This window comes from Tateyamaria sp. ANG-S1 (genome assembly GCF_000814025.1).
Taxonomy (GTDB): Bacteria; Pseudomonadota; Alphaproteobacteria; order Rhodobacterales; family Rhodobacteraceae; genus Tateyamaria.
The window spans coordinates 187,857-200,218 of the sequence record NZ_JWLL01000003.1; the positions used below are offsets into that span (position 1 = coordinate 187,857).

Below are 12,362 nucleotides of genomic sequence, written 5' to 3' on the forward strand. Positions count from 1 at the left end.
TTCAAACCGCGTCCGGTCCCTCCGGGCGCGGTTTTTCGTTGGGCTTCACAGATTGTCGCGCCCATGGGCGCACCCCCAAGAACTGACCATTCATGCACCCCATCCTGACACTTGTCCTGCAGCGCCTCGGCCTTGGCCTGATCCTTCTGCTGGCGGCCTCCGCCCTGCTCTTCGGCCTGACCGAAATCCTGCCCGGTGACGCAGCCCAGGCCATCCTCGGCCAAGGCGCCACCGCCGAAAACCTCGCCAACCTGCGCGAGGAAATGGGCCTGAACCGCCCTGCCCTCACCCGCTATGTCGAATGGCTCGGCGGCATCGTCACGGGCGACATGGGCACGGCCCTCACCAACAAGCTGCCCATCGCCGATCAAGTCTCCCGCAGGATGGGGGCAACCCTGTTCCTGGCCTTCTGGGCCGCGATCATCTCGGTCCCCCTTGCGATCCTTCTGGGCCTCATCGCGGTGCGGTTCCAGAACCGCTGGCCCGACAAGCTGATCTCGGGCGTCACGCTCGCCTCGATCTCGCTGCCCGAATTCATGATCGCCTACATCCTCGTCTTCTTCTTCGCGGTCCAACTCTTCTGGGCGCCCTCCTTCGCCTCGATCAGTCCCGGCATGACGCTCTTGGAACAACTCCACGCGATCTCGCTGCCCGTGGCCGTGCTGACGCTGGTGGTGCTGGCGCACATGATGCGCATGACGCGGGCGGCGATCCTGAACGTGATGCAATCGGCCTATATCGAAACGGCGGAACTCAAGGGGCTGACGACGTTCAAGGTCATCTACCGCCACGCCTTCCCCAACGCGATCGCGCCCATCGTGAATGTGGTCATGATCAACCTCGCCTACCTCGTGGTGGGTGTCGTCGTGGTCGAGGTGGTCTTCGCTTATCCCGGCATGGGGCAGTACCTTGTAGACGCCGTGGTGAAACGGGACGTGCCGGTTGTTCTGGCCTGCGGTGTGATCTTCGCCGCTGTCTACATTATCCTGAACATTGTCGCTGACGTGGTGTCGATACTAGCAAACCCAAGGTTGAGGCACCCAAAATGACGTCTCAGACGGGCCTTCCTTTTGCGCGAATTGTTCGCCTCTGGCGGAGCATTCTTGTGCTGCTTGTCATAGCTGCACCACTTGCCGTGTTCTTTTGGCTTCAAACGTCAATGGTCAAAGGCATGGACCGCAAATTCGTCGGCACGTCCAACATAGAGTTGATGGAGAAATTCGAGGAACGCGGCTTTGACGTCATGTCGCTGGAAGGCGGGCGATGGAACCACCCAAGTGGACTGAACGTGCCGCCAATCGTTTTCTATCAATTCGAAGAGTCCTTGAGGACCGCGTGTCCAAAACCAGATTGCCAATTTCACGCGGCCAGAAAATCCACCCCTTACTTAGGTCTGCTGCAAAAAGTAGAGCGCGCCGCTTGGGCATCACGAGACGGCAACGTGGTTCACGTTTTCAGCGAGCATCTTCCAATGGTCGGCAATTTGTAGCGCGGCAAGTCAAAAATGCTAAAAAACATCCCCCTCTCCGCCGCCATCGGCCTGCTGATCACCGGCACCTACTTCCTCGCCGCGCTCTTCGCGCCGCTCATCGCCCCCTACGGCATGGCTGAAACCGTGGGCGACGTGTGGGAGCCGTCCTCCGCCGCCCACTGGCTCGGCACCGACCAGATCGGGCGCGACCTGCTCACCCGCATGATCTTCGGCGGTCAAACCACGATCTTCATCGCCACCGCCGCCACGATCCTCAGCTTCACCACAGGCTCCGTCCTCGGCTTCCTGGCGGCCGTCTCCGGCGGCTGGGTGGACCAAGTCATGTCCCGCCTCGTCGACCTCTTTATGTCGATCCCATCCCTGATCCTCGCCCTCGTCATCCTCAGCAGTATCGAGGCCACAGTCGTCACCCTCATCGTCATCATGGGCCTCCTCGACAGCACCCGCGTCTACCGCCTCGCCCGCGCGGTCGCGGTGGACATCAGCGTCATGGACTACGTCGAAGCGGCGCGGCTCAGGGGCGAAAAACTCGGCTGGATCATCTTCCGCGAAATCCTGCCCAACGCGCTTTCCCCGCTCGTCGCCGAAATGGGCCTGCGCTTCATCTTCATGGTGCTCTTCATCTCGACACTCAGCTTCCTCGGCATCGGCGTCCAACCGCCGCTCGCAGACTGGGGCGGCATCGTGAAAGAGAACAAGGAAGGGATCAATTTCGGCATCGGCGCCGCCCTCTACCCGGCCGTCGCCATCGCCACGCTCGCGATCAGCGTGAACCTCATCGCCGACTGGATCCTCAACCGCACCACCTCCCTCAAAGGGGGCCGCGGATGACACCTCCTTTCTTCTGGCTGAAAATACCTCGGGGTCCGGGGCAGCGCCCCGGGAATACGCAAGCATGACCACACCACTCCTCAAAGTCCGCGGCCTCAAAATCGGCGCCACAATCTACCCACCGGGCGAAAAGCCGCACGACATCGACATCGTGCACGGCGTCGACTTCGACGTCGAGCCGGGCAAGGTGCTGGGCCTGATCGGCGAGAGCGGCGCAGGCAAATCCACCATCGGCCTCGCCACCATGGCCTACGGGCGCGGCGGAGTGACACTCACCGGCGGCACGGTCGAGGTGAACGGCCGCGACGTACGGCAGGCCTCCCTCAAAGACATCCGCAAACTGCGCGGGGCCGAGGTCACGTATGTCTCCCAATCCGCCGCCGCGTCCTTCAACCCGGCCAAGCAGATCATGGAACAGGTGATCGAGGCCGCCGTGGGCCAGGGCAAATTCACCAAATCCCAGGCCCAGAAACGCGCCATCGCGCTTTTCACAAAACTCGGCCTGCCCAACCCCGACACCATCGGCACCCGCTACCCGCACCAGGTCTCCGGCGGCCAACTCCAGCGCTGCATGACAGCGCTCGCCCTCTGCCCCGAACCCGACCTCGTGGTCTTCGACGAACCGACAACAGCACTCGACGTCACCACGCAAATCGACGTGCTGAAGGCAATCAAGGACGCCATCCGCGACACTGGCGTCGCCGCGCTCTACATCACACATGACCTCGCCGTCGTGGCCCAGGTGTCGGACCACATCATGGTCCTGCGGCATGGGGAAAAGGTCGAATACGGCACCACCGACCAGATCATCAACGCACCGCAAGAAGAGTACACCAAGGCGCTCGTCTCCGTCCGCTCCATCACGCACGAGGAAAAGCAACCGACCGAGCCGGTCTTGCGCGTCGAAAACATCACCGCCCGCTACAAAGGCGTCAATTTCGACGTGCTGCAAAACGTCTCGGTCGACATCAGTCCCGGCCAGACACTCGCGGTCGTCGGCGAAAGCGGCTCCGGCAAATCCACCCTCGCCCGCGTCATCACAGGCCTCCTGCCCCCAACGGCAGGCAAAATCACCTTCGCGGGCCGCACCCTCAGCCCCGATCAACCCTCGCGCAGCATCGAAGACCTGCGCGAGCTGCAAATGATCTACCAGATGGCCGACACCGCCATGAACCCGCGCCAGACGGTCGGTACGATCATCGGACGCCCCCTCGAGTTTTACTTCGGCCTCAAGGGCGCCGAAAAACAGAACCGCATCCAGGAACTCCTCGACGAAATCGAACTGGGCAAAGGTTTCCAGGACCGCTACCCGGCCGAGCTTTCCGGCGGGCAAAAACAGCGCGTCTGCATCGCCCGTGCGCTGGCTGCAAAACCCAAACTGATCATCTGTGATGAGGTCACATCTGCCCTCGACCCGCTGGTTGCCGACGGCATCCTCAAGCTGCTCCTGAACCTGCAAAAGGCCGAGGACGTGGCCTACCTCTTCATCACCCACGACCTCGCGACGGTCAAAGCGATCTCCGACAGCATCGCCGTGATGTACCAGGGCAAGGTCCAGCGCTATGGCACCAAATCCGAAGTGCTCACGCCGCCCTATGACGACTACACCGACCTTCTCCTCAGTTCAGTGCCTGAAATGAAACTCGGCTGGCTCGAAGAGGTGATCGCCAACCGCAAAATGGAAAGCGCGGGTAACTAAGGGACGGTGGGCGGGGCGTCTTTGCCAAGGGCAAAGCGCGTCCGACCCGTCCAACCCGCCAGTTTCGCAACCTGACCTGCACAAACGTGTCTTTGTCCCGACACATCCACCTGCCTACAGTGCCCTGATACGAAAGGGGCCTGCCATGACCAACAAACTCCTGCTCATCATCCTCGACGGGGTCCCGCTCCGAAACTTCCGCCGCCTCTTCGGAAATCTCGAAGGGTGGGTCGACAGCGGCGACGCCCGGACATGGACGCACCGCAGCGTCATCCCCTCCATCTCCGCCTCCTGCTATGCCTCCATCCACACCGGCGTCACACCAGCCCAGCACGGCTGCACCGGCAATGGCAATGTCTTCCGGCTCACCCACCCGGACGTCTTCGGCCAAGTCCGCAAGGCCGGCGGCACCACAGGGGCCGTCGCCCATTCCTTCTGGTCGGAATTCTTTAACCGCCACCCCTTCGATTTTGTCCGTGACATCGAATATGACGAGCCAGACAGCGACACGATCAACCATGGCCGCTTCCACACGATGACGGGCTACGGGGCCAACAACCAGATGACGCCGTCCGACGTGGACCTCTTCGGCACGCTCACCAATCTCTGCGCCCGGTTCGACCTGACCTACGGCATGCTGCACACCTGCACGCTCGACAGCATGGGACACCGCTTCTTCCACGAAAGCCAGGAAATGGACCACGCCTGTTTCGTCATGGACGAGATGCTGGCCCCTTTCATCCCGCGCTGGCGCGACATGGGATACGAGGTGATCGTAACGGCGGATCACGGTCAGGACGACCGCGGCCACCACGGCGGGCGCGGCGCGTTGCAGCAGGAAACAGCGCTCTACTATTTCGGAGAGGCGACAGGACCAGACGCGAACACCTTCATCGACCAGTTGCAATTGGCGCCCACGATCCTGTACCGCCTCGGTGCCGACGTCCCCAACACGATGCAGGCCAAACCGTTTCTAGCCTGACCGCAGCCGTGCCAGTGGCGGCCCGTGGGGTGCCGCCCCATCGCTCTTTCAACGCAGTTTATCGTGGTCATTTGCCTATGACAGTCCCGCTGCGCACGAGCGGAGATGTAGCGGCAGCCCGCCGGGACGGGCCGCCACTGGCACGGCGCCTGCGGCTTGACCCCGTGCCCGGCTCTCAGATCAAACCGCCGCCTTATGCGCCGCAAACACTTGCGCCAACTCCGCCGCCTGCTGCATCCCCTGCACCCGGCGCTGCAATGCCCCCTGCCCGTCAAACAGCAGCAAGGTCACATTCGGCGCATTGAACCGGCGGGCAAAGGCTGCCCCCTCCGGCGTGTTGATATCCGCCACCAGATACGCCATCCCGCAATCGTCAAAATCCCGCAGCGCCCGCCGCGTCTGTTTCTGCAAGGCGGTGCAGGTCGGGCATTGCGGATCATGGATCTGCACAATGGCCGGATCGCCCTGACCCACCCGCGTCAGGTCATGCTCCGCCGCATAGGTCCGGAAGGAACTCACACCCCAGAACCCGCCCCCCAGCACCATGGCAGAGGCGGCGGCCCCACCGCCCAGCAGCGACCGGCGGGACAGGACACTGGCAGAGGTCTCAGGCGATGCCGCCGTCGCCTTCACACGTTTCTTCGACTTGGGCATGGGGTCTCTCGTTCAGGAATATGTCCCGCTGACGCTACAACGAAACGGGCCCAGACACCGCTCACGTCTCCGTCATTCGGGGCCGAATATGACCAACCTGTTAACGCCCCAAAGCAAAGGTTAACGCAGACCCAAATATGAACGGGTCGTTAACGGCCTCAGACGGGTGAAAACACGCAGTTTCAGGCCCAAAATGTGCAGTTTGCCCAAAACACCCCGAAATCACCGGAAAACACGAGGCCCAAAACACGCAAAAGGCGCGACAAACTTCGCAGTTTCGCGCCTTTCCCGATCTCACAGCGCACCGCACGGTGCGTTAAGGATTACTCGGCCGCCATCGCCTCGGACGCCATATCCCAGGGCCGGACAAAATCGCCCAGCACGGTCTGGATCGCCGTCTCGCTCTCGCCATTGGCAGCCACCCGCGCCACCAGCCCACGTGTCTTGTCATCGGTCACGGTGACCACCTGCGCCTTCAAGCCCGCCTCAGCCAACGCCGCGTTGTAGATACGCGCAATCGCCTCTTTCCGCAGGTCGGGCTTGAAGATCTTGCCAACAGCGGTTTTCGGCAATTCATCCATAATTGTCATATGCTTAGGCTGCGCCGCCCGCTCGTGCACATGCTCCTTGCAGAAGGCGATCAACTCGTCCGGCGTCACACTTGCCCCGTCAACAAGCTCGACATACGCGCACGGCACCTCACCCGAATGCTTGTCCGGCTGACCGATGGCCCCAGCAAAGGCGACGGCCTCATGGCCCAACAGCGCCTCCTCGATCTCGGCCGGATCAATGTTGTGACCACCGCGAATGATCAGGTCCTTGGCCCGGCCCGTGATCCACAAATACCCATCCGCATCAAAGCGGCCCAGATCACCCGTGCGCAGGAATTTTTCGTTGTAGAACAAGTCCTTGTTCTTATCCGCCTCGGTATACGTATTGCCCGGCCAGACGCCCGGATTGCTCACACAAATCTCACCAATCTCGTCCACATCCGCCTCGACCGGACCCTCCGGCGTGCCCTTGTAGATCTTCACTTCGGTGTAGGGGAACGGGATCCCGACGGACCCGATTTTCTTCTCACCGTCGATAGGGTTGCCCGACACCAGACAGGTCGCCTCGGTCATGCCGTAACCTTCGACAATGTCCACACCAGCCGCACTCTCATAGCGCTTGAACAGCTCTTGCGGCAGCGGCGCGGAACCCGAAAATGTGGACTTCACCGTGCTGATATCCGCATCAATCCCGCGCTGCATCATCGCCGCAATGGCGGTGGGGACCGACGCGATAAACGTGATCTTCCACCGCTCCGTCAGCTTCCAGATATTGTCAAAAACGCCCTCGCCTCGGTAGCCCTGCGGCGTGGGGAAGATGCAGTGCGCGCCCGAGGCCACAGCCCCCAACAGCAGCACATGCGCCGCCATCACGTGGAAAAGTGGCAATGGTGCCAGTATGTTATCCTCTTCCGTCAACAGCACGGTCGCACCGACCCAGCCGTTGTAGACCATGCCGGAATACTTGTGCTGCGCGACCTTGGGCATGCCCGTGGTGCCGCCCGTATGGAAGTAACAGGCGACGCGGTCCTCCTGCACATCCTCGAATTGCAGGGTGGTCGGATGCTTGGCGCATTCCTCGTTGAAGTTCAGATAGGTGACACCCGGCGCCTTCTCCATCTTCGGACGGATCAGCGGGATGATGAAGGATTTGAGGCCTGACACATGGCCCAGCAGATCGACCTCGAGCACCGTCTTGACGTTGGGCGCCAGCTTGACGGCTTCGGACATCTTCTGCGCCACGTCCGTCTTGGGAAAGGCGCGCAGGGTCACAAGAACCTTGGCCCCCGTCTCGCGGAGGATGGCCCCAATCTGTTCGGCGTCGAGCAGCGGATTGATCGGGTTCACGATCCCGGCAGTCGCGCCACCCAGCAGGGCCACGATGGTCTCGGTCGCGTTGGGCAGGACATAAGCCACAACATCTGTCGGCCCGATGCCGTGCTGCCGTAACATGTTGGCACATTGCGCGGTCCGACCCTGCAACTGCGTCCATGTCAGCGTTTCGGCCTTGGACTTCGGATCAGAGAAAATCTGGAAGCTGACAGCGTTGTGGTTCGGGAATTTTTCGGCCGTATCGCTGAGCATACCAAAGAGGGTTTTGGCGACGTCGCGTTCCTCCCACGGCATCTCTTTTTCAATGGCATCGCGGTCCGCGAACCCGGCATATGTCATGGTCTTCCTCCCTGTAGCGCCATGTCTTTATTTGTTTCGGCGCAATGATCCCTCGCCTCACAAGATGCGGTGGATTGCCGCAATGTTCAAGCATTGCAAGGGGAAAGGCCCCGGTCGGACGCGGCGTCAGAACGGGTTACCTTGGGTCAAAATCAGGCGGTGCCTATTCAGCAGCAACGCCGTCCGTGAACTGCAAACGGGCGAGCCGGGCATAAAGGCCATCCTCGGCCACAAGCTGGTGATGCGGGCCTTGGGCGACGATACGGCCCTGATCCAGCACGACAATCCGGTCCGCCATTTTCACAGTCGCCAGACGGTGCGCCACGATCAGCGTCGTGCGACCCTGCGCCAACGTATCGACGGCCTCCTGCACCGCGCGCTCGCTTTCGGCATCCAGCGCGCTGGTCGCTTCGTCCAGCAGCAGGACAGGCGCGTCGCGCAGGATCGCACGGGCAATCGCGATACGCTGCTTCTGCCCTCCCGACAGCATCACACCGCGCTCGCCCAGCGGGCTGTCATAGCCGTCCGGCAGCGCACTGATGAAGTCGTGGGCTGCCGCCGCTTTGGCCGCCGCCTCAATCTCTGTCTGGCTGGCGCCAGGGCGGCCAAAGGCAATGTTTTCCGCGGCCGACGCGGCAAATATGATCGGGTCCTGCGGTACCAGTGCGATCTCTTGGCGGAATGCTTCACGCGCCATCTCGGCCACATCCACACCGTCCAGCAACACTCGACCCTCCTGCGGATCATAGAAGCGCAGAAGCATCTGAATAATCGTGGTTTTCCCGGCCCCCGACGGGCCGACAAAGGCCACCGTCTCACCCGGCTGAATGTCAAGCGTCACGCCATCCAACGCCTTGATCCCAGGCCGCGCTGGATAGGCAAAGCGCACATCCTCGAACCGGATATGCCCCTTGACCGGCGCGGGTACGGCCACAGGCGCAGACACATCCTGCACCGCATCCTCGACCTGCAACAACTCAACCAAACGCTCTGTCGCCCCGGCAGCGCGCTGCAATTCCCCGATGATCTCGGACAGGGCAGCCACGCCTCCAGCAACCATGACCGCATAGATCACAAACTGGATCAGCGCGCCCATCGTCATCGCATCGGATCGCACATCATTTGCGCCGATCCACAGCACGCCGACGATGCCGACAAAGACCAGGAAAATCACAATCGCCGTCATCAGTGCGCGCACCGCGATCCGACGACGAGCCGCACCAAAGCTCAGTTCCGTCACGTCCGAGAACATCGTCCGGCTTGTCGCCTCATGAGTAAAGGCCTGCACCGTCTGCACCGCGCTCAACTGTTCCGAAGCGCTGCCTGAAGACGCCGCAATCCAGTCCTGGTTCTCACGGCTCAGCACGCGCAAACGCCGCCCCAGCACAAGGATCGGCACCACAACGGCGGGCACGATCAACAGAACAAGCCCAGTCAGCTTGGCGGAGGTCAGCAGCATCAGGACGAGACCACCAATAAAAATCAACATGTTACGCAGCGCAATCGAGATGGATGAGCCGATCACACTCAAGATCAGCGTGGTGTCGGTGGTGATCCGGCTCAGCACTTCGCCCGTCATGATGTTTTCGTAAAAACTCGGCGACATGCCGATGACCCGGTCGAACACGGCCTTGCGAATGTCGGCCACGACCCGCTCCCCCAGCCGCGTAACCAGCATGTAGCGAACAGCTGTCCCGATGGCCAAAAGACCTGCGATGCCAATCGCAGCAAGGAAATAGAGATCAAGGATCTCCGAATGCTCGGTATTGAAGTTGTCGACCACCCGGCGGACGGCCAGGGGCAGCGTTAGCGACACGATGGCCGTCGATACAAGGGCTGCGATGGCCGCGCACATCAGCTTCCAATACGGCACAACAAAAGGCCAAAGCGCGCGCAACGCGCCGATTTTCTTGGATTTTTCGCGCTCTTCCGTGCCTGGATTGGGCGGTGCGGCGGCGGTCGTCTGGTCGGCCATGCGGTCTCCGGAAACTACTCACGCCTGCACATGCATGTACCAGTGCAGTCTGGTCAAGTGGACAGGGCGGCGCATGGGAAAGGTTTGGAGCGGGCGGCGGGAATCGAACCCGCGTCATTAGCTTGGAAGGCTAAGGTCTTACCACTACACAACGCCCGCAGCTCCGACGCCTCAGATATGACAAGGGCCGGGGCGGGTCAAGCCGCCCCTTGGCCCATATGTTCAGTGGTCCAGTTTCACCCAGGCCGCGTTCCGGGCCGAGGATTTCACGCAAGCCGACACGAACTGCACCCCCTTCAACCCGTCATGGACGGTCGGGTAAAGCACATCCGCAGGCACGCCCTTCCCCGCCTTAGTCGCCATGATCGCATCCGCCGCCTCGGTGTAGATATTGGCAAAGCCCTCCAGATACCCCTCCGGATGGCCAGGCGGAATGCGCGAGACACGCGCCGCCGCGTCGCCGGCCCCTGCCCCATTACGCGTGATCAGACGCTTCGGCTCGCCAAAGGGCGTATGCCATAGGTAGTTTGGGTCTTCCTGTGCCCATTCGAGACCGCCTTTGTCACCATAGACCCGAATGCGCAGCGCGTTCTCATTGCCCGGTGCCACCTGGCTGCACCACAGCATCCCCTTGGCCCCGCCTTCAAAGCGCAGCATGACGTGGCCATTGTCGTCCACCTGCCGCTCCGGAACAAAGGCAGTGAGGTCGGCAGCGAGGCTCTCAACCTCCAACCCCGTAACAAAACAAGCCAGATTAAAGGCGTGCGTTCCAATGTCACCCGTTGAACCACCTGCACCTGACCGCGCAGGATCGGTGCGCCACTCGGCCTGTTTGAAGTCCTGCTCGACCGTGAGCCAGTCCTGCGGATACTCCACCTGCACCACGCGAATGGCACCGATATCGCCGTTTGCAATCATCTCACGCGCCTGCCGCACCATGGGGTAGCCCGTGTAGTTATGGGTCAGGATGAACAGCGCATTGCTGTCCTCCGCCGCCTTCACCAGCTTCTTGGCATCCGCGAGGGTCGATGTCAGCGGCTTGTCGCAAATCACGTGAATGCCACGCTTCAAAAACTCGCGCGCCGCCGCGTAGTGTACATGGTTGGGCGTCACGATGCTGACTGCATCAATGCCGTCCTTCCGCCGCGCCTCACGCTGCGCCATCTGCTTGAAATCGTCATAGATGCGCGGCAGCCCAAGGGCCTCACCACTGGCCTGCGACTTCTCAGGCGTCGAGCTGAGCGCCCCCGCCACCAACTCAAAACGATCATCAATACGGCTCGCAATGCGGTGCACCGCCCCGATAAAGGCGTCATTGCCGCCGCCCACCATACCCAATTTGATCCGGCTCATCTCATCCTCCCGGTCGGCGTGAGTGCACAACCGTCCCTCTTCCCTGTTTCAAAAAATCCTCCCCGAAGGGCCGATCCACCAAAAGCGCCAACGCTAACCCTCGATGCCCAACATCTTGCGGTTGGCCGCCTCATCCGTTCCGCCATCGGCAAAGTCGTCAAAGGCCCGCTCGGTCACGCGAATGATGTGATCCTTGACGAACTGCGCACCCTCACGCGCACCGTCTTCGGGGTGCTTCAGACAGCATTCCCATTCCACCACAGCCCAACCATCGAAATCATTGGCGGCCATCTTCGAAAACACTGCCCCGAAATCGACCTGCCCATCGCCGAGGGAGCGGAACCGGCCCGCTCGGTCCACCCAGCTTTGATATCCCGAGTAAACGCCCTGCCGCCCGGTCGGATTGAACTCCGCATCCTTGACGTGGAACATGCGGATGCGGTCCTTGTAGATGTCGATATTATCAAGGTAATCAAGGCATTGCAGCACGTAGTGGCTGGGGTCGTACAGCATGTTACAGCGCGGGTGGTTGTCCAAGCGTTCCAAGAACATCTCGAAGGTCACACCGTCGTGCAGGTCTTCGCCCGGATGGATTTCATAGCAGACATCGACACCCATCTCTTCGGCATGATCCAAAATCGGACGCCAGCGCGCCGCCAATTCGTCAAAGGCGGTTTCGATCAGACCCGCAGGGCGTTGCGGCCACGGGTAGATGTACGGCCACGCCAAAGCGCCAGAGAAGGTCGCATGCGCCTTGATCCCCATGCGAGATGAGGCGGACAGCGCATACTTCACCTGCTCCACCGCCCATTCCTGCCGCGCCTTGGGATTGCCGCGCACCTCTTCCGCTGCAAAGCCGTCGAATGCACTGTCATAGGCCGGGTGCACCGCCACAAGCTGACCTTGCAGGTGGGTCGAAAGCTCGGTCACCTCAACGCCGTTCTCACGCGCCACACCCAGAAATTCATCGCAATAATCCTGCGAACCCGCCGCTTTCATCACGTCAAACAGGCGGTCGTCCCAGCTGGGCACCTGCACGCCCTTGTAGCCACACTCGGCCGCCCATTTGGTGATGGCGTCCCACGAATTGAACGGCGCCTCATCGCCCGCGAATTGCGCCAGGAACAGCGCCGGGCCCTTGATGGTTTTCATGA

Annotated in this window: 10 protein-coding genes and 1 tRNA gene; 5 read left to right on the top strand and 6 right to left on the bottom strand. The window is 61.4% G+C overall.

The window, feature by feature from the left end; all coding sequences use genetic code 11:
- The first annotated feature begins 92 nt into the window (after positions 1-92).
- The 5 genes from RA29_RS02750 to RA29_RS02770 all read left to right on the top strand — a co-directional run bounded on the left by RA29_RS02750 (position 93) and on the right by RA29_RS02770 (position 5,004).
- Entirely contained in the window at positions 93-1,049 is a 957-nt protein-coding gene (locus RA29_RS02750) for an ABC transporter permease (RefSeq protein WP_039682731.1), read from the top strand.
- Positions 1,046-1,489, top strand: a complete 444-nt coding sequence (locus RA29_RS02755; protein WP_193743448.1) for a hypothetical protein — start codon at positions 1,046-1,048, stop codon at positions 1,487-1,489. Before RA29_RS02750 ends, RA29_RS02755 begins: the two co-directional genes overlap by 4 nt.
- Before the next feature lie 15 nt (positions 1,490-1,504).
- The gene (locus RA29_RS02760) at positions 1,505-2,323 is read left to right on the top strand and encodes an ABC transporter permease (RefSeq protein WP_039682734.1); all 819 of its coding nucleotides are present in this window, start codon (positions 1,505-1,507) and stop codon (positions 2,321-2,323) included.
- Between the two features lie 64 nt (positions 2,324-2,387).
- Complete coding sequence (locus RA29_RS02765; RefSeq protein ID WP_039682736.1) at positions 2,388-4,022, top strand: ABC transporter ATP-binding protein; 1,635 nt, start codon at positions 2,388-2,390, stop codon at positions 4,020-4,022.
- Positions 4,023-4,167: 145 nt separating this feature from the next.
- Positions 4,168-5,004: an alkaline phosphatase family protein gene (locus RA29_RS02770; RefSeq protein WP_039682738.1), complete on the top strand. Its 837-nt coding sequence runs from the start codon at positions 4,168-4,170 to the stop codon at positions 5,002-5,004.
- A gap of 180 nt (positions 5,005-5,184) precedes the next feature.
- Here the strand turns inward: RA29_RS02770 and RA29_RS23120 are convergent, their stop codons facing one another.
- From RA29_RS23120 to RA29_RS02800, 6 genes are all read right to left on the bottom strand, one after another.
- Positions 5,185-5,658: a thioredoxin family protein gene (locus RA29_RS23120; protein WP_039682740.1), complete on the bottom strand. Its 474-nt coding sequence runs from the start codon at positions 5,656-5,658 to the stop codon at positions 5,185-5,187.
- Between the two features lie 323 nt (positions 5,659-5,981).
- Positions 5,982-7,880, bottom strand: a complete 1,899-nt coding sequence (locus tag RA29_RS02780; protein WP_039682742.1) for an acyl-CoA synthetase — start codon at positions 7,878-7,880, stop codon at positions 5,982-5,984.
- A gap of 163 nt (positions 7,881-8,043) precedes the next feature.
- Positions 8,044-9,855: an ABC transporter transmembrane domain-containing protein gene (locus RA29_RS02785; RefSeq protein ID WP_039682744.1), complete on the bottom strand. Its 1,812-nt coding sequence runs from the start codon at positions 9,853-9,855 to the stop codon at positions 8,044-8,046.
- A gap of 85 nt (positions 9,856-9,940) precedes the next feature.
- Positions 9,941-10,014 (bottom strand) — tRNA-Gly (locus RA29_RS02790).
- Between the two features lie 63 nt (positions 10,015-10,077).
- Positions 10,078-11,208 carry a Gfo/Idh/MocA family oxidoreductase gene (locus RA29_RS02795; RefSeq protein ID WP_039682746.1) on the bottom strand — a complete coding sequence of 377 codons (1,131 nt, stop codon included), beginning with the start codon at positions 11,206-11,208 and terminating at the stop codon, positions 10,078-10,080.
- 93 nt (positions 11,209-11,301) lie between these two features.
- The gene (locus tag RA29_RS02800; protein ID WP_039683854.1) at positions 11,302-12,360 is read right to left on the bottom strand and encodes a sugar phosphate isomerase/epimerase; all 1,059 of its coding nucleotides are present in this window, start codon (positions 12,358-12,360) and stop codon (positions 11,302-11,304) included.
- Positions 12,361-12,362: the final 2 nt, after the last annotated feature.

Coding starts and splice junctions, on each gene's coding strand:
- RA29_RS02750 (WP_039682731.1), top strand. CDS start 93: ATGCACCCCATCCTGACACTTGTCCTGCAGCGCCTCGGCCTTGGCCTG.
- RA29_RS02755 (WP_193743448.1), top strand. CDS start 1,046: ATGACGTCTCAGACGGGCCTTCCTTTTGCGCGAATTGTTCGCCTCTGG.
- RA29_RS02760 (WP_039682734.1), top strand. CDS start 1,505: ATGCTAAAAAACATCCCCCTCTCCGCCGCCATCGGCCTGCTGATCACC.
- RA29_RS02765 (WP_039682736.1), top strand. CDS start 2,388: ATGACCACACCACTCCTCAAAGTCCGCGGCCTCAAAATCGGCGCCACA.
- RA29_RS02770 (WP_039682738.1), top strand. CDS start 4,168: ATGACCAACAAACTCCTGCTCATCATCCTCGACGGGGTCCCGCTCCGA.
- RA29_RS23120 (WP_039682740.1), bottom strand. CDS start 5,658: ATGCCCAAGTCGAAGAAACGTGTGAAGGCGACGGCGGCATCGCCTGAG.
- RA29_RS02780 (WP_039682742.1), bottom strand. CDS start 7,880: ATGACATATGCCGGGTTCGCGGACCGCGATGCCATTGAAAAAGAGATG.
- RA29_RS02785 (WP_039682744.1), bottom strand. CDS start 9,855: ATGGCCGACCAGACGACCGCCGCCGCACCGCCCAATCCAGGCACGGAA.
- RA29_RS02795 (WP_039682746.1), bottom strand. CDS start 11,208: ATGAGCCGGATCAAATTGGGTATGGTGGGCGGCGGCAATGACGCCTTT.
- RA29_RS02800 (WP_039683854.1), bottom strand. CDS start 12,360: ATGAAAACCATCAAGGGCCCGGCGCTGTTCCTGGCGCAATTCGCGGGC.